Below are 23,423 nucleotides of genomic sequence, written 5' to 3'. Positions count from 1 at the left end.
TATGATGTCTTGGGAAGAGTGGAAGAAGAAGGCTTATGAGCGTATGCTAAGAGATCAAGAAATAGGATATCTAGATCCTGATATCTTTGATGTTTTAATGGCATTCTTCAATAGAGAAAAAAGCTTTACTTACAGTAGTTGTAGTGGTAGAATAACTATTGTGGATTCAATATTACCTTGGGTAAGAAATGATTCTACAATAGTATTTAAAAATCATTTAGGCATAAAAGAGGATGATATAAAAGACATTTTACAGAAAGATCAAGTTAATAGGTTATGGTTAATTTCTCAAGGTCCTATTCTTCACGTTTATACTAAGGATTGGGATGAGGCATGGGAAATAATAAAGATTTCTAGGCAAGCTGGTTTTAAGCATTCCGGAATATTAACTACAAATAAGAAAGGAATTTTAGTAGAATTAAGAACAGGAGTAAAATTTGTTCATTTATTAAGAGAGAATTCAGAACAAAAAGTAAGCGAAGAAGAGATCAAAACTCTAACAAAAATATCTAATGAAGTGCTTATGAAAGGAAAGGAAAAATTGAATCTATTGAAAGATCTTGTCTCATCTGTAGGAAATGATTCTATGCAATTGAGGAAGGACTCTGAAGGGAAGATTAAGCTTAATAACAAAATCTGATAATTCTTTCAAAGCAGAAATATAATCTTCTCTATTTCCATCTGGTTGAATAATGACTTTCTTAGGATCAATTCTTTGACTAGCTACAAAATCTGATAATTCTTTTAAATCTTTTTCTGGATTTGTTATAACAAATTTGTAATAAGTAGCCCAGTCGTCTTCTTTAAAGCTATATTTTAGTGAATGTCCACTATTTGATAATTTAGGAGATACAGAAAACACGTCAATTATTTTTCTAAGTTCTTCAGAAGGTTTTATTGTTCCATTAGTTTCTACAATTATTGTATGATTTATATTTTTCAATTCTTTTGCTAATGGAGTTATATTTTGTAATAAAGGTTCTCCTCCAGTTATAGTTGTTACTTTTATTTTATGATTTAGCTGAGATAAAATATCTGTTATAGACATTAATTCTCCCTTTTCCCATGAATACTTAGTATCGCACCATAAACATCTTAGATTACAAGTAGCTAATCTAATAAAATTCGAGGGAGTTCCTATTACGTTTCCCTCTCCTTGAATTGAAGTAAAAATTTCTATGACTCTATATAAGCTCATATTCTTCTGCTAATAATTTGAGTATCTTTTCTTTAAGTTTATCAATGCCAATTTCTTTTTCTGCACTTATTTCTGTAAAGTCTAAATTGCTTTTGTTTAAATATTCAATTACTTTGTCGTAATATTCCTTATGCATCTCATCAATTTTATTAATTGCTATTATTATTTTCTTTGATAATGTTAAAGTATCTTTAAGAATATTTATTTGTTCTTCAGGCGAGTATAGTGCTTGTTTTGATACGTCAAATAAAAATACTACAATACCCTTTAGATTTTTTAGGGCGTTTATAGCTTTTCTTTCAATTTGATTCCTTTGTGAATTAGGTCTATCTAATATTCCAGGCGTATCAATTACTTGAATCTGATTTTCTCTAATGTAGAAATGGCCCACATGAATATCTCTTGTAGTAAAAGGATAATTAGCTATTTCGGGCTTTCCAGAAGAAATCTTAGTTACTAGTGTTGATTTCCCTACGTTTGGCGCACCTGCAACTATTACAGTAGGAAGTTCTGGATCTATATATTTCATTTTTCTTAATGTTTTTGCTAAATCTATTAGCCAATCTATGCAATCTTTTTTCTGCCTGAGAATTGAGGAGGCTCTTCCAAATCCTTGTCTCATTAATTTATTACTATTACTTTCGTCCAATTTTTTTATTAGTCCTATATATTTTTTTAAAATTATAATAGCGTTTAATGATGCTCTACTTGTTATTGCTAAACAATTTTTTATTTCACCTATATTTTTTCCTGCATATATTTCTATAGATTCTTTGTAAAATGGATGTAAGTCATCTAATCTTGGGAAGCTTTTTACAAAATCTATATATCTTTGTATTAAATCAGAGTAGGATTTTAATCTTCTTATTTCTCTATCTTTTATAGTATTTCCTTGAATTTTGGGTAATTGATTTAATTCAATTTTTATTAAATCTTCTACCTTTGGAGGGCATTTGATTTTTTGAAAAACATTTAACATATTCTTGTGCCTGCTGGAACGTCTCCATCTATTGTAAGTAAACTAGGTTTAATACCTTCTTCTTCATCTTCTTTACATCCTGCGGCTAAGATCATTCCTTGACTTTCATATCCTCTTATTATTCTTGGTTTAAGATTAGTAATTACAATTACTCTTTTGTCTATCATACTTTCTGGCGTATAATATTCTGCTATTCCTGATATTATTTGCCGTTCTTCTCCTCCTAGGTCAACTATTAGTTTTAAAAGTTTAGTGCCTTCTATTCTTTCTGCCTTTCTAACTATACCTACTTTTAATTCGAGTTTTGCAAAGTCATCTATTGTTATTTCCATGAGCCATCATATTTTTGTAACCTTTTAACGTTTACCCATCTGTTTAGATAAGAAGTATAAATGATCTCCTAGCATTTGTACTTAATTTATAAAAGATCTTTATTAGTTGAATTATCATTTCCTTAAGCAAGTAAATATATAAGTATAATATGAGAAGATTTTTTATACTGGTTATGTAAAGCTAAGATATGGAGACTCTAATAGGCGAAGGTAAGACAAAACAAGTTTTTTCCTATGAAGATAATCTTGTTCTCCTGAAGTTCAAAGATTCTATAACTGCAGGAGATGGAGCTAGATTGGATATTTTATCTGGTAAAGGCGTATTAAACGCTCAAACTTCTGCTTTATTTTTTAGATTATTAGAAAGAAATAATATAAAAACACATTACGTTGGAATGTTCGATGACAGAACTATGATAGCTAGGAAACTAAAAATGATTCCCGTAGAAGTGGTTTTAAGAAATATAGCTACAGGAAGTATAGTAAAGAGGTTACCAATAAAAGAGGGAGAAGTATTTAATCCTCCAATAATTGAATTTTTCCTAAAGGATGACTCAAGACATGACCCTATGTTAAATTATTCCCATTTAGAATATTTTAAATTGATGAGCAGAAAAGATGCAGAAGAAATAGAGTCAATAATGCTTAAAGCTAATGAAGTAATGAAAGATGCAGTATCTAAAGCTGGTCTTGTTCTTTATGATTTTAAGTTAGAATTTGGTAAAAACGAAAAAAATGAGTTAATAGTAGGAGATGAGATAAGCTTAGATTCTATGAGAGTTAGAGAACCAAATACAAATAGAATATTAGATAAAGATCTGTATAGAAAAGGAGCCGATTTAAATACTGTAAAATCTGCTTATGAAGAATTTTTATCTAGAATAGAAAAGGTGATATGAACGATAAAAGTAGAATTAATAATCACCAATAAAGAAGGAGTAAGAGACCCAGAAGGAGAAACTATTCAAAGATATATAGTAAATAAAGTAACTGACAAAGTAAAAGAAGTAAGAGCTGGAAAATATTTGCTATTTAATATCAATAGTGATGATAAAAACGATGCAGTAGAAATTGTAAAGAAAATCGCAGAAGAAAATAGACTTTACAATCCTATTGTACATAAAATTGAAATAAGGGCTGAAAAAATTGAAAACGGCAGTAATTAAATTCCCAGGAACTACTTGTGACTGTGACGTCTTAAAAGCATTAAGAGAAGCAAAAGTAGATTCCGAAATAGTAAGCTATAAGAGCTTTGATCCTGATAAATATGAAGCAGTTATAATACCTGGAGGATTTAGCTTTGGAGACTATCTAAGAGCTGGAAGTATAGCTGCAAGTACAGAAACAATGAAAAAAATTAAAGAAATGGCAAATAATGGAAAAATAGTTCTAGGTATATGCAATGGATTTCAAATATTAGTAGAAAGTGGAATACTAAAAGGCGCATTATTACCTAATCTTAATTTAAGATTCATTAGTAAATGGGTGTATGTAAAAGTAGTAAAATCATCTTATTTAACTAAAGGTCTTGAAAATAAAGTCTTGAGATTGCCTATAGCTCATGCTGAAGGCAGATATTATATTAATGATATAGAAGAAGCAAAAAATCTAGCATTATTTCAATATTCAGATGAGAAAGGAAACGTTTTAGAAAAGTATAATCCAAATGGATCATTACTAAATATAGCTGGAATATCGAATGAAGAAGGTAATGTTATAGGTTTAATGCCTCATCCAGAAAGAGCCTCATTTAAAGAAACTAGTATAGACTCTACAACAGATGGACTTCTTTTATTAAGGGGGTTAAAATGAAACTTACGCTCTCGAATTATGAAATGGAAATAGTAAGAAAATATTTAGACAGAGAACCAAAAGAAGCAGAATGGAAATTAATTGACGCATTATGGTCTGAGCATTGTTCATATAAATCTTCTAAAGTATTTCTCAGAAGCCTACCAAGTGAGGGTCAAAACGTAGTAATGAGTATTGAAGATTGGCAAGATGCAGGAGCAGTAGATATTGGAGATGGTTATGCTATAGTAATGAAGGTTGAAAGTCATAATCATCCGTCTGCGATAGATCCATTTAACGGTGCAGCTACTGGAGTTGGAGGCATAATAAGGGATATAATTAGCAAAGGAGCCAAACCAATAGCTTTATTGGATATGATAAGAGTTGGTAATTTAAAATCACAAAGAAATAGATGGCTATTAAAAGGAATTATATCTGGAATAGGATTTTACGGTAATAGTATTGGAGTACCAGTTGTAGGTGGAGAACTAGATTTTGATGATACTTATAACGATAATCCATTAATTGATGTAGCAGCAGTTGGTGTGGTAAAAAAAGATAAAATAGTACCAAGCATTGTTAAAAAAGCCGGATTAAAATTAGTTCTAGCTGGATTAACTGGAATAGACGGACTAGGAGGAGCTTCTTTTGCTTCCAGAAAACTGAGTGGAGAAGACGAAATTGGTGCTGTACAAATAGCAGATCCTTTTGCTGGTAAGATAATTCTTGATGTAACTTTAAAGATTGCGGACAAAGTAGAAGCAATAAAGGATCTTGGAGGGGGAGGCTTAGCTGTAGCTGTAACTGAAATGGCAAATGGCTTAGGTGCTGTAATAAATTTGGATAAAGTTCCTTTAAGAGTTAAGGATATGCAACCAGAAGACATTATAATATCAGAAACGCAAGAAAGAATGCTTTATGCAGTAAAAGAAGATAAAGTAGATGAAATATGTAAAGAATTTGAATATTATGAATATCCTTGTGCAGTTATAGGAGAAATAGTAGATGAACCAAAGATAACATTCTTATATGGAGATAAAATTATTGCATCTATACCGTCTACACTTTTACTTTCTCCACCTAATTATATCTGGAATATATCTTCTCAAGAAAAGGTTAAGGAAGGAGAAAAGCCTAATGTAAGGCTAGAAGATGCAATAAAAAGTATAGTATCAAACATTGTAAGTAAGGAATGGGCTTATTCACAGTTTGACTATGAAGTAGGAACTTCAACAGTAATTAAACCGGGAGATGCAGATTCATCACTAATTAAATTACCTAACAATAAATATTTAGCAATAAAAGGTGATGCTAATCCAGACTTATGTGCAGAAGATTCATATGAATGCGGTAAGTCTATTTTTGCTGAAAGCTACAGAAACTTATCAACAGTAGGAGCTAGAGGGATAGCAGCTGTTGATCATTTGCAATTTGGAGATCCTAAAAAGCCTGAAGTCTACTCAAGTTTTGTAGATGCTATAAGGGGAATCTCTGATTCTGCTAGATTCTTTTCTATACCAATTGTAGGTGGGAAAGTTTCATTTTATAATGAAAATAGTAAGGGAGATCCAATAAAGCCTACTCCATTAATAGTCATGGCAGGTATTTCTGAAAAAATCTTTAAACCTAAGATTGAAGATGGGCTTGACATAGTTCTATTAGGTATAACTAGGAATGAAATGAGAGGTTCGTTATTTAGCAAGATATTTGGAAATTATGGAAAAATACCTAGGGAAATACTTTCAGAGGATTATATCAATAGTGAAATAGTTAGAGAAAGTATTTATGAAGAAAAGACTATATTTGCTAAAGATATTTCTAGAGGTGGCATAATAGGAGCATTATGGCAAATCATTGTAAGAGGATATTCTATATCGCTAAATGCTAATTCGATTTTAGGTACAGATGACATAATAGCTAAGTTATTTTCAGAAAACGGAGGTAGATTTATTGTTTTAACTAATGATTCTAATTGGTTTGTTAACAAGGCTAAAAGGAAGGGTGCTATAGTTTCTACTATAGGTAAAGTAAGTAATGGTTCTGGTTTACATATAGGTTCTACCTATATAGATTTGAAAAAGGAGATAGAAAACTATTATAATTACTTGGAGGCGAAATTATGTTAAAAGAGCACTGTGGTATATTTGCAACTATAGGGGATAATTCAATTAAATATACGTATGAAGGTTTAAAATTACTGCAACATAGAGGACAAGATTCCGCTGGAATATCGTATTTTAATGATGGAATAAAAACTGAAAAAGGATTAGGGTTAGTAGATGAGGCTTTACGTGAGAATATAGTAAGAATATCTTCGAAATATAGTATAGGCCATGTTAGATATTCTACTACAGGAAAAGTGAGCTTAGATGAAGCTCAACCGTTAAGCAATGATAAGATATCTGTTGCCTTTAATGGAACTATTACCAATTATTACGAATTTGGAAATTACAAAACTGATACGGAGTTTATATTAGATTTTATATCAAGCAAAATAGAAAAAGGTGATAATATAATTTCGGCAGTTAAACATTTCGTAGATATAGCAGATGGAGCTTATTCCATGTTAATAATGGATAATCAAAAAAGAATTATTGCAGTAAGGGATCCTAAAGGATTTAGACCATTAACTTTAGGGAAAATAGGAGAAAATATAGTATTCTCTTCAGAAGATTCTGCAATAAAACAATTAGGAGGTAAAATTATAAAAGACGTAAGAGCTGGAGAAATAGTTTTGGTTAATCCTGATGGAAGTTTATATTCTGAAAGAGTACCAAGTAGTAATAATTACACGTGTTCCTTTGAATATATTTATTTTTCTAGAGCTGATAGTAAAATAGATGGAATTTCAGTTTATACTGCTAGGGTAAAATTAGGTGAAATTTTAGCAGAAAATCATCCTGCTAAAGGTGATGTAGTTGTTCCAGTTCCTGACTCTTCCAGACCTATAGCATTAGGCTTTTCAAGAAAAAGTGGCTTACCTTTAGAAGAAGGTCTCATTAGAACCATAGTCTCTAAAAGGAGCTTTATAATGCCTACTAATGATAAGAGAAAATCAGTTTTAGAAGAAAAATTTGGAATAGTAGATGAAATAATTAGAGGCAAAAGAATAATTCTAATTGACGATTCTATAGTTAGAGGAAATACAATGAGAAGACTTATAAAATTATTAAGAGATGATGGAGCTAACGAGATTCATGTTAGAATAGGTTCTCCTATGATAAAGTATCCTTGCTATATGGGTATAGATTTTCCAAGTAAAAAGGAATTAATAGCTAATGATAAGTCAGAGAAAGAAATAGCTCAATATCTAAATGCTGATTCTGTAGAATATTTGACGGTAGATGAAATGAAAAACGCAATAGGTAGGCAAGATTTATGTATTGCATGTTTTTCTGGTATTTATCCCTTAAAGAAGAAATATGATTATAATGAATTAGAAAAAATATTTGGGAAGTGATAAAAAATGGGTGGAATAGTAGGTATTTTATCATATGATAAAATTTGGAACATAAGTAAATTTTTAAAATATTCATTGATGGGATTACAACATAGAGGATATTCAAATACCTCTGTTGCAATATTAAATGAGAAAATATTAAAATCTGATAGTAATTTAGCGCCAGAAGATTTTGAAATAAATGACGAAGGATGGGCAGGAATAGGATATACTGGAAGTAGACAAAATAAATTATATCTTTTTGATCAAATGGCAATTACAATTGACGGAATAACAAAAGAAACTCCAGAAGAAATCAGCAAAATAATATTGAAAGATCCAGAGAATTTAAAAAACGTAAAAGGAGCTTTTTCACTTATTGCCTTAACTAAAGAGGGAGAAATAATAGCATATAGAGACGATAGTGGTCTAAAACCATTAGCATTAGGAGGATTTGGATTTGATATGGGGATAATAGCATCTGAAATGACTGGAATAATAGTAATAGGTGGAGATTTTAGAAGAGAGATAAAACCTGGAGAGCTAGTATTAATGAATAAGTATAATATTGAAACTAAACAATTAGTTGAGCCTAAGTCCTCTTATTGTTCAATAGAATATATTTATCAATCTAGAATAGACAGCTATGTTAATGGAAAGCCTATTTATGATTTAAGGATAAAAATAGGGGAAGAATTAGCTGAAGAGAGAAAAATTGATGCAGATACAGTAATTGGAGTTCCAGAAACTGCACTGCCTTTTGCATTAGGCTATTCTAGAAAAACTGGAATTCCTATGAACTTAGGCTTTACAAGAACTGGGAGTCCAATACGAACAATGCTTGCTTCAGACGATTTTCTTAAAATAGTTGGAGTTCAACTAAAATTAAATCCTATAAAATCTGCAGTTTTCGGACAAAGAGTAATTCTAATTGATGATTCTATGGTAACTGGTACAACATTGAAAAATACAGTTTATAATCTAAGAAGATTAGGAGCAAAGGAAGTTCATGTTTTAATAGGTAGTCCAAAATTGATTTCATATTGTCCTTATGAAGTAGAAGTTCCTCCTTCAAATGAATTAATAGCTGCTAATCTAAGCGATGAAGAAGTTTCTAGAGTGATAGGAGCTGACTCTATTTACTGGCTAAGTTTAGAAGGATTATATAAAGTCATAGGAAATAAGAATCTATGCGTAGGTTGTATGGTAGGAAAATATCCTAAGGTGATCTAAAATGACTAAAGTATTATTAATAGGAGAAGGAGCTAGAGAACATGCGTTAGCAAGTACACTAATCAACTATCAAGTTTATGCAATCTCATCATTTATTAATCCTGGAATTAAAGATATTGTAGAAAAAAGCAAAGGAAAATATTTCATAGGCGATATAAACTCTCCAGATTTCGTTAAGAAAGTCATTTCAGAAGTAAATCCAGATTTTAGTGTTATAGGGCCAGAAGATCCTCTATTTAATGGTGTATCAGATGTTTTCTATAATGAAGGTATACCAGTAGTAGGCCCTAGTAAAAATGATGCACAAATAGAGAAATCAAAAGCATGGATGAGAGAATTAATGTGGAAATATAATATTCCAGGAAGATTGAGATTTAAAACATTTAGTAATCTAGAAGATGCTGCTAAATTTATTTTAGATTATGGAGGTTCAGTAGCAATAAAACCTTCTGAACAAGTTGGTGGAAAAGGAGTAAAAGTTGTAGCTGATTTACAAGCGTATTTATCTCAAGATAAAAGGAAAGCATTAAGTAAAAGTGTAGATGAAATAGGTAGCTTAGTTTCTGATGAAGTAAAAATTATCATAGAAGAAAGAGTTGATGGGCCAGAATATACTCTTCATGTATTGACTGATGGATATAGTTATTTGCCTTTACCTTTAGCTCAAGACTATAAACATGCATATCAAGATGGGATAGGCCCAGAGACTGGAGGTATGGGATCTATTTCTGGACCAGGTAAATTGTTGCCTTTTATAAATGAAGAAGAATACGAGAGGAGTCTCGATATAGTTAAGTTAACTTCTAAAGCTATAGAAGATGAAACTAGAGTAAGTTATAAGGGTTTTATATCGGGCCAGATGATGCTCACAGAGTTGTGGGGACCTACAATTATCGAATACTATTCAAGAATGGGTGATCCAGAAACTGCTTCAATAGTTCCAAGGATAAATAATGATTTTGGGGAAATTTTGCAATTTGCTGCTGAAGGTAAATTATCTAAGGCTAAATTAGAAGTAAAGGATAATTTAGTTTCAGTAGTTAGAGCAATAGCTCCATATGGATATCCATTAGATAAGTCTATAGCTAAGGGACAGAGATTTTATATAGATTTAGAAAAAATAAGGGAAAAAGGTTGTATTTTATATTTCGGTTCAGTTGAATTAAATGAAGGACAGATTATATCTAAAGGATCTAGAGCATTGGAGTTAGTAGCGTTAGCAAGCTCTTTTAATGAGGCGACGAAGAGATTAGATCAATGTATGGGTTTTATTTCAAGTGATAGGAAAATGGTTTATAGGACCGATATAGGTAATACAATCGATGAGATGAAAGAAAAGGCTGAAATAGTTAGATACTCATATAAAAATCGAGAAAAGAAAGATTTACTAGGAGTTTCTGCTGACTGGTCTCCTAATGGTGGTTTATGGTGAGTGAGTATTCAAAATCTGGCGTAGATTTAGATAAGTTAAGAGATTTCCATAGTAAAGTTGCAAGTGAAATTTCTAAAACATATAAAAATACTATATTAGGTGCTGGTCACTATTCTGGTATTATTAATGTAAATGGTTTAAAATTGGCAATGCATGCTGACGGTGTTGGTACTAAATCAATTTTAGCTCTAAAAACTGGAATAATTGAACCTATAGGAATAGATTGTATTGCTATGAATGTTAATGATCTTATCTCTATAGGAGCAAAGCCCTTAGCAGTAGTGGATTATCTAGCAATGGAAAAGCCAATGGATGAAGTAGTAGATAAAGTAATGAAGGGTTTAGTTAAAGGAGCTAAAGAATCAGATGCTGAAATCGTAGGTGGAGAAACTGCTATAATGCCTGATGTAGTTAATGGATTTGACTTAGCATGTACTGCTATAGGTACTGTAGATAAAATTAAAGATGGAAGGGATGTAAAGCCTGGAGATATAATTTTAGGATTACGCAGTAATGGAATTCACGATAATGGATATTCTTTAGTTAGGAAATTAATAGCTGAAGGAAAACTTTCGTTAGATACTTGGAAAGATGAACTTATGAAGCCTACGCAAATTTATGTTAAACCAATACTTGAGGTTTTAGATAAGATAAAGGCTGCTGCGCATATAACTGGTGGTTCATTTTCTAAACTGAGAAGGATTACTAATTATAAGATTGAACTTAGTTTGCCGGAACCTCAAGAAATATTTAAAGAGCTTGAAAAATGTGGAATTAGTCATGAGGAAATGTATAAAGTTTTTAACATGGGCATTGGTATGACTATTTTTACTTCTCCAGAGTATAAGGATGATATAATAAAAACTGTTCAAAAATATATCGATATCTATGAAATTGGAAAAGTTTCTGAAGGTACGGGAATATCAATCTTTACATATAAGAACGTTGTTCTTCATATATAGAATTTAATGAATACCTTTTAAACTCTAAAGCATAATGGTGTGTCTAGTGGCTAATATGAAACCCGTAGATATGAAATCTTTAATAAATTATGTAGCACTAAAAATATTAGGAGGAAGCGACTACCTAGTACAAGCTCTAGAAGAATATCTAGTTAATGGCGAAGGACCAGCAATAGTCGCACATAGATATAATATTTCAAAGCATCAACTTAGAGGTTACGCTCAAAGAATTATTGAGAAGAGCGGTAGCGAAATTAGAGCTAAGAAACTTATTCCGATTCTTAAGGAGATGTCATCAGGCATTAAACCGATAGTTAATAGAGATGAAAATGGAGTATACACATGTACAGTTTGTAATACAGTAATAGCTAGAGAAGACGCAGAAGAGCACGTTAGAAAATATCATAAGGACGTTCTTACACTTACAATAAAGGACATGATGGAAAAATTAGACGAAATAAAGGCAAAAAAGGAAAAGCCCGTAATATTTACTTCAGCAAGTTAAGGAAAATTTTTGATTTTTGGTCAGTCTTTTTAAACTCTTTTTACATAATTCGAAGTAAAGCCTTTTTTAATTGTCATGTATTTTTATAATTGATACATAATGAGAAAAGTAATTAGCGTTAGGCTAAAAGAAGAACTAGTAAGACAAATAGATAATAGGTATAAGCAATTGGGTTTCGATAGTCGAACTGATTTCATAAAAGAAGCTATAAAATTTTATTTGAATCGAAAGGTAAAGTGAAAGAATTAAGGTAATCCTTCAACATTCTCTTTATAGGAATAACGTAATTTTCATGGTATACATAGCTTTTAACTTTGATTAAGTCCCTTATCTTGGAATGAAAATAGTTTTAGCATATTCTGGTGGGTTAGATACTACAGTTTCAATTAGATGGTTAAAGGAAAAATACAATGCTGATGTAATTACAGTTAGCGTTGATGTAGGTCAAAAAGACGATTTTAAAAAATTAGAAGAAAGGGCATATGTAGCAGGATCTAGCAAACATTACACTATAGATGCAAAAAAAGAATTTGTTGAAAAATATGTTTTATACGACATAATTATGAACGGCTTATATGAAGACGTATATCCTCTATCTACTGCCTTAGCTAGGCCATTAATTGCCGAAAAAGTAGTAGAAGTTGCAAAAAAAGAAAACACTGAATATATTGCGCATGGATCTACCTCTAAAGGTAATGATCAAGTAAGATTTGATTTGGCTATTCAAGCTAATATGCCTAATGCCAAGATTATAACTCCAGCAAGAAGCTGGAATATGACTAGGGAAGATGAAGTAAAATTTGCTAAGGAGCATGGAATTCCAATAAAAGAAGAGAGTAGTAAATATAGCATTGATGAAAATTTATGGGGAAGAAGTATTGAAGGAGATATAATAGATAATCCATTTACTGAAGTTCCAGAGGATGCATTTGAGATAACCAAAAAAATAAAAGACGGAAAAGAAAAAATTATTATTTCATTCGAAAAAGGTGTTCCAGTAAAAATAAATGGTAAAAAGATGGATTTACTAGATATAATTTACACTTTAACTCAGATAGCTGGCAATTTAGGTTTTGGTAGAGTAGATCATTTAGAGAACAGAGTTGTAGGATTTAAATCAAGAGAAATATATGAAGTTCCTGCTGCCTTATGTATAATTTCTGCTCATAAAGATTTAGAGAAAACTGTGTACACACCATTAGAGTTAAGATTTAAGAAAAATCTTGATCAAACATGGAGTGATTTAGTATACGAAGGCTTATGGTATGAGCCACTAAAAGAAACAATAGAGAAGACAGGCTTACAAATGAATGAATGGATAACCGGAGATGTAGAATTAGAAATTTATGGTGATGGTATAAGAATATTAGGTAGAAATTCTCCTTATTCCTCATATTCCGATAAAGTAGCGAGTTATAATAAAGGATGGTATCCTACTGAAGAAATGGCTAAAGGCTTTATTGAAATATGGGGAATGCATTCGTTATTAGCTAGGAAAGTTAGGTATGGGTAATTAAAATGTTATATAGGAAATGGGGAAATAAGGAAGACGAAGTAGTTACTTTTACTTCGTCTATTGATACCGATAATTATATCCTTAATGAAGTAAAATTGACTATGAAAGCTCATGTTATAGAATTATATTTGCAAAAGATAATAAATAGGGATTATTGTAGTAAAGTATTAAATGCAATAAATTCATTTAATTCAATACCAGCCGGTTACGAAGATATTCATGAAGCGTTAGAGGATCATATAATCAAAAATGCTGGAGAAGCAGGAGAATGGATAGGATTGGGAAGAAGTAGAAACGATCACGTAGCTACTGCATTAAGATTAAAAATGAGAGAAGAATTAATTTCTATATTACAAAATGTTAACGAGTTAAGGCAATTGTTAATAGATAAAAGTAAAGATTATACTGATACATTGTTTCCTTCATTTACTCATTTGCAATTTGCTCAACCTTCTACGTTTTCTCATTATTTACTTTATTTAGAAGAAGAATTAAGTTCTAGATGGAATATAATCTTTGATAGTCTAAAAAATGTTAATAGATCTCCTTTAGGAAGTGGAGCTATTGTTGGATCTAATGTAGAAATAGATAGGAATAGGGAATCTGAGTTGCTAGGATTTGATAGCGTTATAATCAATACTATCTCAGCTACTTCATCTAGATCCGATTTAATCTCATCAACTATGGAGCTTACAAATCTAATGCTATCGTTAAGTAGGATTGCAGAAGATATGGTAGTTTACTCTACTTTAGGCTTAGTAAAATTACCAGATAATCATGTGAGTACTAGTAGTTTGATGCCTCAAAAAAGAAATCCTGTAACAATGGAGATTCTCAGGTCTAAAGCAGGAGAATGTATAGGTTTTCTTAATAGCATGATGGCAATATATAAGGGATTACCATCAGGATATGATTTGGATTTACAAGAAATTAACAAATATTTTTGGAATTGCACTATGATAGTGAATAAATCCCTTTTAGTATTAATATCATTATTTGATGGGATAAAGGTTATTAAAAAAGATTTAGATCCTTCAATGCTAGCTACTGATGAAGCAGAAAAGCTAACTCAGTCCAATATTCCATATAGAAAAGCTTATTTTACTGTTGCTGATAAAGTTAGAGCGGGCACTTTTATACCTTCAATTAATTTCACTGAATCTATAAATTTAAAGAAAACTGAGGGATCTCCAAATCCAAATATCCTATTAAATGATATTAAGTATGCACAAGATAGATTAGAATTTGATAAAAAGAAATTGAATAATTATATTCAAAATATAACACAAAAAATCTCTCAATTGGAGGCGATTGAAAATGATTTGCAAGAGGGGTAAAAAAGGATATTTATATTTAGAAGATGGGACTATAATTGAAGGTTGTGGGTTTGGAGCTGATAAGACAATATCAGGAGAAGTTGTATTCACAACATCAATGAATGGATATCCAGAAAGTTTAACAGATCCATCATATAGAGGCCAAATATTAGTAATAACACATCCACTAGTTGGGAATTATGGAATACCAGAAAAGATAAGAGAAAACGGAATATTGAGGAACTTTGAATCTGAAGAAATTCAAGTTTCAGGATTAGTTGTAGCAGAAGAAACTGATCCTTACAAATGGAATTCTAGTAAATCATTACATGAGTGGTTAAAATCTTATGATATTCCAGCTATTTCAGATTTAGACACAAGGTCATTAGTTAAAAAAATTAGAACATATGGAACAATGATGGGAATAATTTCTTCTGGGAGAGAAATAGACGATCCTAGAAAATACCTAGAGAAGAAGTACGATGAAATTGATTTTACTACTTATGTTTCTCCCAAATCTCCAATAATTCATCCTGGTAAATCTAATAAAGGAATTATAGTATTAGTTGATTGCGGAATAAAACATGGTATTCTTTATCAGCTTTACTTAAGAGGATATACAATAGTAAGAGTTCCATGTAATTTTTCAGCGGATAAAATCATGGACTATTCACCTAAGGGAGTAGTATATGGTAATGGACCTAGTAATCCAAATTTACTATCATCATTAATTAAAAATTATAAAAATTTGATGGAATACAAAATTCCAATAATGGGCATATGCCTAGGGCATCAAATTACTGCAATAGCATTAGGAGGAAAAGTAAAGAAGATGAAATATGGTCATAGAGCAATAAATAAGCCAGTTGTAGATTTACAATCACAAAAATGCTATATTACTACTCATAATCATGGATATGGAATATTAAGTAAAGAGGATGTTCCAAAAGATATGAAAGTGTGGTTTATCAACCCAGATGATGGAACAATAGAAGGGATGATTCATGAAAAGTTACCAATAATTACTACTCAGTTTCATCCTGAGGCAAATCCAGGTCCTTGGGATGTGACATGGGTGTTCGATAAATTTGATCAGGTGATAAAAAATGGAAAACCTTAAGAAAGTTCTAGTCATAGGCTCAGGGCCAATAAAAGTAGCAGAAGCAGCTGAATTTGATTATAGTGGAAGTCAAGCCTTAAAGGCATTAAAAGAAGAAGGAATACAATCAGTTTTAGTCAATTCAAACGTAGCTACAGTTCAAACTAGCTATAAAATTGCAGATAAAATCTATATGTTACCAGTAAATTGGTGGTTTGTAGAGAAAGTCATAGAACAAGAAAGACCAGACGGTATTATGATAGGCTTTGGAGGCCAAACAGCATTAAATGTAGGTGTTGATTTATATAAGAAAGGCATTCTTCAAAAATATGGAATAAAAGTACTAGGGACTCCAATAGAAGGTATTGAAAGAGCTTTAAGTAGAGAAAAATTTAGGGAGACAATGATAGATGTAGGATTACCAGTTCCGCCAAGTTTAGCGGCAAAAAGTGAAGAAGAAGCAATAGAAAAAGCCAGGGAAATAGGATATCCAGTAATGGTTAGAGTAAGTTTTAATCTAGGAGGAAGAGGATCTACTGTAGCTTTTAATGAGGAAATGCTAAAGAGAGAAATAGGAAGAGCATTCTCTCAAAGTTATACTCATGAGGTTCTTATAGAGAAATATCTATATCATTGGAAAGAATTGGAATATGAAGTAGTAAGAGACAATAAAGGAAATAGTGCAGTAATAGCTTGTATAGAAAATTTAGATCCTATGGGTACTCACACTGGTGAGTCCACAGTAATTGCACCATGTCAAACATTAGATAATTACGAGTATCAAGAAATGAGGAGTAGAGCTATTGAAGTAGCAAAATCAATAAATTTAACAGGTGAATGCAATGTACAATTTGCTGTAGATCCTAAAAGCTATACAAATTACATTATAGAAACTAATCCAAGGATGTCTAGATCTAGCGCTCTAGCAAGTAAAGCCACTGGTTATCCATTAGCTTATGTTTCAGCTAAATTATCATTAGGATATTCATTGCACGAAGTTATTAACAAAGTATCTGGTTCGACTTGTGCATGCTTTGAACCAAGTTTAGATTATGTTGTAATTAAAATACCTAGATGGGATTTGCAAAAATTTGAAAATGCTGAATGGAGTTTAGCTACCGAAATGAAAAGTATAGGAGAAGTAATGAGCATAGGCAGATCATTTGAAGAAGCATTACAGAAGGCTATTAGAATGTTAGATATCAGTGAACCAGGTATTGTAGGAGGTAAAATTTTTGACTCTAATATGACAAAAGAAGAAGCATTAGAATACTTAAAGAATAAATATCCATACTGGTTCCTCTACGCTGCAAAGGCATTTAAGGAAGGTGCAACAATAGATGAAGTATATGAATCTACTGGAGTAGATAAATTCTTCTTAAATAAGATTAAAAATCTTGTAGACTTTTATTTACAATTAAAAAATGATAGATCTATAAATATAGATAAATTGATTGAAGCTAAGAGATTAGGATTTAGCGACGAACAATTATCTAAGGCATATCATGTACCTTTAGGAGAAATAGAGAAAATAAGAGTAGAAAAAAATGTATTTCCATCAATAAAGCAAATAGATACCTTAGCTGGTGAATGGCCTGCAGTTACAAATTACTTATACTTAACATATAATGGTAATGAAGATGATATAGAAGTATCTTCTTCGCATAATAAATTGCTAATACTAGGTGCAGGAGTATTCAGAATAGGAGTATCTGTAGAATTTGATTGGAGTGTAGTATCACTATTGGATGCCGCAACTAAATATTTTGATGACGTAGCAATATTGAATTATAACCCTGAAACAGTATCAACAGATTGGGACATAGCAAAAAAACTCTATTTTGATGAGGTTAATTTAGAAAGGACTATAGACATTATAAAGAAAGAAAACTTTAGGTATGTAGCAACGTTTACAGGCGGACAATTAGGTAATAATATCTCGAAATCTCTTGAAGAGCATGGTATCTCTTTGCTAGGTACTTCAGGTTCTAGTGTAGACATTGCTGAAAATAGAGAAAAATTCTCTAAATTATTAGATAAATTAAATATAAAACAACCTGACTGGATATCTGCTATAAATCTAGACGAGGTCAAGAAGTTTATAGATACGGTAGGATATCCAGTATTAGTAAGACCAAGCTATGTATTAAGTGGATCTTCAATGAGAATAATTTATAACGAGTCTGAGCTAATGAAGTTAATAAAAGAGCTTCAAATTTCTACAAAATATCCTATAGTTATTTCCAAATTCCTAGATAATGCTATAGAAGCAGAAATTGATGGTGCTAGTGATGGAAAAGGAGCAATTGGAACTGTGATAGAACATGTAGAAGAAGCAGGAGTACATAGTGGAGATGCTACAATGTCTATTCCTTACAGATTGTTGTCAGAATCTATAGTAAATAAAATGAAAGAATATACTTTAACTATATCTAGAGAGATAAATATTAAAGGTCCATTTAATTTGCAGTTTGTAGTTAAGGATAATACTCCTTACATAATTGAATTGAATTTAAGAGCTAGCAGATCAATGCCATTCTCTAGTAAAGCTAAAGGAATTAATATTATTGAAAAAGCTTTAGATGGAATAATCGTAGGATTAGGAATTGATGAATTTTACGAGCCACCATCTAAATATTGGGCTGTAAAGTCGCCTCAATTTTCATGGACGCAAATAAGAGGTGCATATCCAATGTTAGGTCCAGAAATGAGAAGTACTGGAGAGGCAGCATCGTTTGGCTTAAATTTCTATGACGCCTTACTAAAGAGTTGGCTATCATCTATTCCAAATAAAATTCCAGAAAAAGGAAACTATGCGTTAATATATGGTAAAGGAAATGAAGAATTTCTTAATGAAGCAGCAGATAACTTAGAAAAATACGGTATGCAGATTATTACATTAGATAAATTTGGTATAGATAAAGGTGAATATGTTGATTCAAGTTCAGTAGAAAAGTTAATTATATCAGGTAAAATCGGAATAATAATAACTAATGGCTATTTAAAGGATGTAGATTACAAAATAAGGAGAGATGCAGTTGACTATAATATCCCTCTTATATTAAATGGTAGGTTAGGTAAGGAATTAAGTATTGCATTTTTAAATAAAGATAATTTATCATTTAATGAAATGAAATTTTACAGTGGTTTACAATGAAAGTAGCATTAGTTGTAGATATTATTAGACAAGAAGAAAAGTTAATTGTAAAAACTCTAAATGAAAAACAAATTAATTACGATATAATAAATGTAGCTCAAGAACCTTTACCGTTCAATAGAGCACTAGGAAGATATGATGTAGCAATAATAAGGGCTATAAGCATGTATAGATCTTTATATGCATCTGCAGTATTTGAAAGTGTTGGAGTTCATACAATAAATTCTATGGAAGTAATATCTACTGCTGGAGATAAAATATTGACTTATTCAAAATTATATAAGGCAGGAATACCAATACCTGATTCTATCATTTCCATGTCACCTGATGCTACTTTAAAAGCATATGAACAGATAGGATATCCATTAATAGACAAACCACCAATTGGCAGTTGGGGAAGAATGGTATCTTTAGTCAGAGATTTATTCGAAGGAAAAACAATAATAGAACATAGGGAGATGCTAGGAAATTCTGCATTAAAAGTACACATAGTTCAAGAATATATTAAAGACAAAAATAGGGATATTAGATGTATTGTAATGGGAAAGGAATTACTAGGATGTTATGCAAGAAATATTCCTGCTAACGAATGGAGAGCAAATGTAGCTTTAGGAGGTAATCCTTCTTCATTAGTTGTAGATGACAAATTAAAAGAAATTGCATTAAAAGCAGCAAGCGTAATTAATGGAGAATTTATATCTATAGACGTTCTAGAGCACTCATCTAAAGGATATGTTATAAACGAATTAAATGATACGCCAGAATTTAAGGGATTCATGTTAGCAACTGGTATAAACGTTCCAGAAAAATTAGTAAATTATATCATATCAAACTTTTCCTAACTTTGCTAAAAACAAGTCATGTCTTGTTTCTTCTAATAATCTTCTAAGATTATCTATTTTTTGACGTAAGCCAGGAATTAACGATTTAGGATATTCCAGTTTCCAAATGTCTTCATATAATTTTTCCATAATATTGAAGAATTCTTCTGCTTTTTCTATATTTCCTTTCCTTAGAAACTCTAAAATTGCTCTTCTCATTTCTCCGATTGCATCTGCGACTCCTAATATATAACAAATATCTGATATTCCTAGATCAGAAGGAAGTAAAGGTTTATCTCTAAAATAGATTGATGTTACTATACTTGCTTCTGCAAGCTCTTGGAAAGATGTTACGATATCTCCATAAATTAAATCCGGATATTTAGACGTAATTTGTTGTATATCTTTTGCTTTTTGTAAAGCTTGAGAGAATTTTTTTAGTGCTTCTTCTTTATTTTGCCTATGCGATAATGATATTGTTTCACCACATAACCTTATTAATTCTCTAGACATTAGAAGCAATTTTTCTCTATTATCGAACCTGAGAGACAATTTTTCTTCAGCTGAGTTTAAATAATTCTCTAATTCTTCTAACATAACATTAAGTGGTTAGTAATAATAAAAAAGTCATAGGTAAGTATTTACTATCTAGCTCTATTAAGGAACTATAATTTTTTTAAAGTATATTTAGCAAATACTATGAGTACATGTGAGCTATTCGTATAGTATGATGTTAATTACTTAGTTTAAAATATTATTGATATCAATTAAATAAATTATTCAAACTGTTTATTAGATTAATATGTACTCTGTGTTTTAAGCTTAAATACTGAATAATCGAGTAGAAATATACTTATATTACTTATACAGCTTATACCATATGATCAAAAACGTTTCAGTAATAGGAGCTGGGTTAATAGGCTCTGGTTGGGCTACACTATTAGCGACAAAGGGATATCAAGTATACTTGTATACAGATAAAAAAGAAACCTTAGATAAAGGAATAAGTAAAATAAAATCTTACTTAGAAATAATGAAAAATACTAATTTAGTAACTGAATCGCCAGAATATTATTTAAAAAATATTAAAACTACAACCGATCTTGACGAGGCAACTCAGAATCCAGATTTTGTAATCGAAGCCATAATAGAAGATTATGATGCTAAAAAGAAATTATTCGGATATTTAGATAATAAATTAGATAAAAACGTTATTCTGGGAAGTAGTACCTCTGGATTATTAATGACAGAGATACAAAAAGCAATGAAAAGATATCCAGAGAGAGGAGTAATCGTACATCCATGGAATCCACCTCATTTACTACCATTAGTAGAAATAGTTCCAGGAGAGAAGACAAGTAAAGAAGTATTAGATACTACAAAAGAATTCATGGAAGCTTTAGATAGAGTCGTTGTAGTTTTAAAGAAAGAAGTACCAGGATTTCTAGGAAATAGATTAGCTTTTGCATTGTTTAGAGAAGCAGTATATTTAGTAGACGAAGGAATAGCATCAGTTGAAGATATAGATAAAGTCATGACGGCAGCTATAGGTCTAAGATGGGCATTCATGGGACCTTTCTTAACGTATCATTTAGGTGGAGGAGAAGGTGGTTTAGAGTATTTCTTCAGCAGAGGCTTTGGATATGGAGCTAACGAATGGATGAATACTTTAGCAAAATATGATAAGTTTCCATATACTGGAGTAGTTAAAGCTGTACAGCAAATGAAAGAATATTCAGCAATAAAAGGTAAATCATTCCAAGAGTTATCTAAATGGAGAGATGAAAAGTTGTTTAAGATCTATAAGATAGTTTGGGGAGATAAGGAAAATAATAAATAAGAAATAAAATTGATTTTATTCTATTTTTCTTCTTTAAACTCTAATATGCCAAGATTTTCTAACAAGCCAGAATCAGTAACATCAAATAGTACTACTTCTTCATTTCCAGTATTCACATGAGAGTGTACTGCATTTGCAGGTACTACGAAAATGTCTCCTTCTTCCCAATAATACTTTTCTTTGTCTATTATTGAATATCCTTTTCCTTTTACTACTAAATATATTGAGGCCATATTGTGAGAATGTGGTTCTGTAGCTACTCCTGGCTCTACGTATTGTAATCCAGCCATCATTGATGGTGTTAATCCTCTAGATCTATCAGTACTTGGAGAGTAAAACATTATTTTTGCTACTCCTTTCTGTATTTTTCCTTCTTTTGCTATTAATCTTAATAGCTGTAATGCCGTATTAAATTTAATAACTTTAGGTTTTACTTGTTTTGGTGGTGGTGTAAATTCCATGAAAGTGACTACTTTCAAATCATCTTCCTTTTCTATTTCTTTTACTAATTCCTTAATGTTTTTAGTTAGTTCTTCCTGCTTATCTTCTCTTTCTAAAACTTTCTCCATATATTTAAATTGTTTAAATAGTATAAAAAGGTTACTACAATGAATGATAAATGTTATGTACAACAAGGAGACGACGTCTGTGTAATGATATGCGGAAAGTTAGTTTGCGATAAGGATACAGTAGACGATTACGGAAAATTATGTGAAAGATGCGTTTCTGGCGATAAAAAGGCTTGCATAGAAATGACTGAAAGATATGGATGCTGGAGTACTTCAGGTTGGTGGTGGTAATTTAAGGTACCTCTTTTTTAACTTATCAAATATACTATAAATGCTACTATTAATCCAGATAATACAATAAAAATGCTAGTCTTTATTTTTTCTTTTATATCTCCTTCATATAATATGCCTAGCAAAAATAGAATTAATGAAGAGGATAATAGAATTATGATTAGATTTTTAGTATAATCATATGCTAAAAGAATAGCAATACCTAAAAATGGAGATAACCCATGAGATATAGCAGAAAGTATTACAGTAATTTTCATTCCATAGTCATAGATTGTTCCTTTTAAGCTTTTCATCATTTGCTTTTCTAAATACTCAAATTCTATCTCTCTCTCCTTAATTTCTGCTATTGCTGAATTTAGTATTGATGAAATTGAAATTGATAATAGTCCACTTATTACTGTTAAGTCAGTAGTTTTAGTATTTAAATGCGTTATTAAAGCAGAAGTTACTATACTTACAGCTAGTAATAATCCATCAAAAGACCCTAAAATTAGATATCTTCTTAGAATACTCCTTTCATTCTTGAGAGAGTATTTAAGTCCATCAATGATTTTATCTATCATATTTCGGATCAATTTAAATACTAAGTATATTAATAGTCTTGCATATGAATAAGAAGGTATTGTTAATTGTAGGTGTTGTAATTTTACTATTAACTGGAATAGGAGTTTTTATAGCATCTAGTTACAAAACGACTGTTTCAGTCTCTAATATACCTACATCTGGATCTACAGAAACCTTAGAAGTCAAAGTTATCATGAATTATGGACCTTTTGGTGGTACAGCTCCATTAAGCGATGCAGTAGTTCAAATATATAATAGTTCTGGATTTATTACTGAGAATTTCACTAATGCTCAAGGAGTTGCAGTATTTCATTTACCTGCTGGAGAATATAAGGTAGAAGTTACTGATTTACATTATTCTTACAGTATTAATCTAGACTCATCTAAAGAAATATCTATAAACTATGCATATTTATATTCTTAAATTTTTTAGGCATAG

The 23,423-nt window shown here is 30.9% G+C and carries 25 protein-coding genes; 19 read left to right on the top strand and 6 right to left on the bottom strand.

The annotated features are described in order from the left end of the window. Nucleotide 1: 1 nt before the first annotated feature. Nucleotides 2–640 (top strand): tRNA(Phe) 7-((3-amino-3-carboxypropyl)-4-demethylwyosine(37)-N(4))-methyltransferase, encoded by a 639-nt coding sequence (locus tag B6F84_RS09705; RefSeq protein ID WP_148692054.1) that lies wholly within the window; start codon nt 2–4, stop codon nt 638–640. On the opposite strand, the gene B6F84_RS09700 is transcribed toward B6F84_RS09705, so the two are convergent. From B6F84_RS09700 to metG, 3 genes are read right to left on the bottom strand one after another with little or no spacing between them, the layout of a single operon-like run. Next, nucleotides 566–1,198 carry a 7-carboxy-7-deazaguanine synthase QueE gene (locus B6F84_RS09700; protein WP_148692053.1) on the bottom strand — a complete coding sequence of 211 codons (633 nt, stop codon included), beginning with the start codon at nt 1,196–1,198 and terminating at the stop codon, nt 566–568. The genes B6F84_RS09705 and B6F84_RS09700 overlap by 75 nt on opposite strands. After that, nucleotides 1,185–2,177 (bottom strand): NOG1 family protein, encoded by a 993-nt coding sequence (locus tag B6F84_RS09695; RefSeq protein WP_148692052.1) that lies wholly within the window; start codon nt 2,175–2,177, stop codon nt 1,185–1,187. The genes B6F84_RS09700 and B6F84_RS09695 overlap by 14 nt, the downstream gene beginning before the upstream one ends. Then, nucleotides 2,171–2,509: a methionine--tRNA ligase subunit beta gene (gene metG, locus B6F84_RS09690; protein WP_148692051.1), complete on the bottom strand. Its 339-nt coding sequence runs from the start codon at nt 2,507–2,509 to the stop codon at nt 2,171–2,173. The genes B6F84_RS09695 and metG overlap by 7 nt, the downstream gene beginning before the upstream one ends. Before the next feature lie 188 nt (nt 2,510–2,697). Here metG and purC point away from each other — a divergent pair, with 188 nt between their 5' ends. The 15 genes from purC to lysX all read left to right on the top strand — a co-directional run bounded on the left by purC (nt 2,698) and on the right by lysX (nt 19,801). Further along, nucleotides 2,698–3,408, top strand: coding sequence for a phosphoribosylaminoimidazolesuccinocarboxamide synthase (purC, locus tag B6F84_RS09685; protein ID WP_148692050.1), 711 nt, complete (start codon nt 2,698–2,700; stop codon nt 3,406–3,408). 3 nt (nt 3,409–3,411) lie between these two features. Further along, entirely contained in the window at nt 3,412–3,675 is a 264-nt protein-coding gene (gene purS, locus B6F84_RS09680) for a phosphoribosylformylglycinamidine synthase subunit PurS (protein WP_148692049.1), read from the top strand. Continuing rightward, on the top strand, nt 3,656–4,321 hold the full coding sequence (gene purQ, locus B6F84_RS09675) for a phosphoribosylformylglycinamidine synthase I (protein WP_148692048.1): 666 nt from the start codon (nt 3,656–3,658) through the stop codon (nt 4,319–4,321). Before purS ends, purQ begins: the two co-directional genes overlap by 20 nt. Further along, complete coding sequence (purL, locus tag B6F84_RS09670) at nt 4,318–6,426, top strand: phosphoribosylformylglycinamidine synthase subunit PurL (protein ID WP_148692047.1); 2,109 nt, start codon at nt 4,318–4,320, stop codon at nt 6,424–6,426. The genes purQ and purL overlap by 4 nt, the downstream gene beginning before the upstream one ends. Continuing rightward, nucleotides 6,420–7,760: an amidophosphoribosyltransferase gene (purF, locus tag B6F84_RS09665; RefSeq protein ID WP_148692046.1), complete on the top strand. Its 1,341-nt coding sequence runs from the start codon at nt 6,420–6,422 to the stop codon at nt 7,758–7,760. The genes purL and purF overlap by 7 nt, the downstream gene beginning before the upstream one ends. A 6-nt stretch (nt 7,761–7,766) precedes the next feature. Further along, a complete protein-coding gene (locus B6F84_RS09660; protein ID WP_148692045.1) occupies nt 7,767–8,972 on the top strand; it encodes an amidophosphoribosyltransferase in 1,206 nt (401 codons plus the stop codon). Nucleotide 8,973: 1 nt separating this feature from the next. Beyond that, a complete protein-coding gene (purD, locus tag B6F84_RS09655; protein WP_148692044.1) occupies nt 8,974–10,404 on the top strand; it encodes a phosphoribosylamine--glycine ligase in 1,431 nt (476 codons plus the stop codon). Then, nucleotides 10,398–11,366 carry a phosphoribosylformylglycinamidine cyclo-ligase gene (gene purM / locus B6F84_RS09650; RefSeq protein WP_148692043.1) on the top strand — a complete coding sequence of 323 codons (969 nt, stop codon included), beginning with the start codon at nt 10,398–10,400 and terminating at the stop codon, nt 11,364–11,366. Before purD ends, purM begins: the two co-directional genes overlap by 7 nt. Before the next feature lie 55 nt (nt 11,367–11,421). Then, entirely contained in the window at nt 11,422–11,871 is a 450-nt protein-coding gene (locus B6F84_RS09645; RefSeq protein ID WP_148692890.1) for a hypothetical protein, read from the top strand. Nucleotides 11,872–11,970: 99 nt separating this feature from the next. Next, a complete protein-coding gene (locus B6F84_RS09640; RefSeq protein WP_148692042.1) occupies nt 11,971–12,111 on the top strand; it encodes a ribbon-helix-helix domain-containing protein in 141 nt (46 codons plus the stop codon). Nucleotides 12,112–12,208: 97 nt separating this feature from the next. Beyond that, nucleotides 12,209–13,384, top strand: a complete 1,176-nt coding sequence (locus B6F84_RS09635) for an argininosuccinate synthase (protein WP_148692041.1) — start codon at nt 12,209–12,211, stop codon at nt 13,382–13,384. A gap of 5 nt (nt 13,385–13,389) precedes the next feature. Next, nucleotides 13,390–14,724, top strand: a complete 1,335-nt coding sequence (gene argH / locus B6F84_RS09630) for an argininosuccinate lyase (protein ID WP_148692040.1) — start codon at nt 13,390–13,392, stop codon at nt 14,722–14,724. After that, nucleotides 14,705–15,823, top strand: coding sequence for a glutamine-hydrolyzing carbamoyl-phosphate synthase small subunit (gene carA, locus B6F84_RS09625; RefSeq protein ID WP_148692039.1), 1,119 nt, complete (start codon nt 14,705–14,707; stop codon nt 15,821–15,823). Before argH ends, carA begins: the two co-directional genes overlap by 20 nt. Next, nucleotides 15,810–18,959: a carbamoyl-phosphate synthase (glutamine-hydrolyzing) large subunit gene (carB, locus tag B6F84_RS09620; RefSeq protein ID WP_148692038.1), complete on the top strand. Its 3,150-nt coding sequence runs from the start codon at nt 15,810–15,812 to the stop codon at nt 18,957–18,959. Before carA ends, carB begins: the two co-directional genes overlap by 14 nt. After that, nucleotides 18,956–19,801 carry a lysine biosynthesis protein LysX gene (lysX, locus tag B6F84_RS09615; RefSeq protein ID WP_148692037.1) on the top strand — a complete coding sequence of 282 codons (846 nt, stop codon included), beginning with the start codon at nt 18,956–18,958 and terminating at the stop codon, nt 19,799–19,801. Before carB ends, lysX begins: the two co-directional genes overlap by 4 nt. Here lysX and B6F84_RS09610 read toward each other — a convergent pair. Next, a complete protein-coding gene (locus B6F84_RS09610) occupies nt 19,787–20,377 on the bottom strand; it encodes a translin family protein (RefSeq protein WP_148692036.1) in 591 nt (196 codons plus the stop codon). The two genes, lysX and B6F84_RS09610, sit on opposite strands and share 15 nt — an antisense overlap. Before the next feature lie 283 nt (nt 20,378–20,660). Here B6F84_RS09610 and B6F84_RS09605 point away from each other — a divergent pair, with 283 nt between their 5' ends. Beyond that, the gene (locus tag B6F84_RS09605; protein WP_148692035.1) at nt 20,661–21,620 is read left to right on the top strand and encodes a 3-hydroxyacyl-CoA dehydrogenase family protein; all 960 of its coding nucleotides are present in this window, start codon (nt 20,661–20,663) and stop codon (nt 21,618–21,620) included. A gap of 20 nt (nt 21,621–21,640) precedes the next feature. On the opposite strand, the gene B6F84_RS09600 is transcribed toward B6F84_RS09605, so the two are convergent. Then, a complete protein-coding gene (locus B6F84_RS09600; RefSeq protein WP_148692034.1) occupies nt 21,641–22,189 on the bottom strand; it encodes a cupin domain-containing protein in 549 nt (182 codons plus the stop codon). A 39-nt stretch (nt 22,190–22,228) separates the two neighbouring features. Between B6F84_RS09600 and B6F84_RS09595 the strand changes: the two genes are divergently transcribed. Continuing rightward, nucleotides 22,229–22,420 (top strand): hypothetical protein, encoded by a 192-nt coding sequence (locus B6F84_RS09595; protein WP_148692033.1) that lies wholly within the window; start codon nt 22,229–22,231, stop codon nt 22,418–22,420. Between the two features lie 17 nt (nt 22,421–22,437). On the opposite strand, the gene B6F84_RS09590 is transcribed toward B6F84_RS09595, so the two are convergent. After that, nucleotides 22,438–22,983 (bottom strand): hypothetical protein, encoded by a 546-nt coding sequence (locus tag B6F84_RS09590; RefSeq protein ID WP_148692032.1) that lies wholly within the window; start codon nt 22,981–22,983, stop codon nt 22,438–22,440. A gap of 44 nt (nt 22,984–23,027) precedes the next feature. Between B6F84_RS09590 and B6F84_RS09585 the strand changes: the two genes are divergently transcribed. After that, nucleotides 23,028–23,408 carry a prealbumin-like fold domain-containing protein gene (locus B6F84_RS09585; RefSeq protein WP_148692031.1) on the top strand — a complete coding sequence of 127 codons (381 nt, stop codon included), beginning with the start codon at nt 23,028–23,030 and terminating at the stop codon, nt 23,406–23,408. The last annotated feature ends 15 nt before the right edge of the window (nt 23,409–23,423 follow it).

The organism is Acidianus manzaensis, assembly GCF_002116695.1.
GTDB lineage: Archaea > Thermoproteota > Thermoprotei_A > Sulfolobales > Sulfolobaceae > Acidianus > Acidianus manzaensis.
This window is presented reverse-complemented; position numbering and strand designations above follow the sequence as displayed.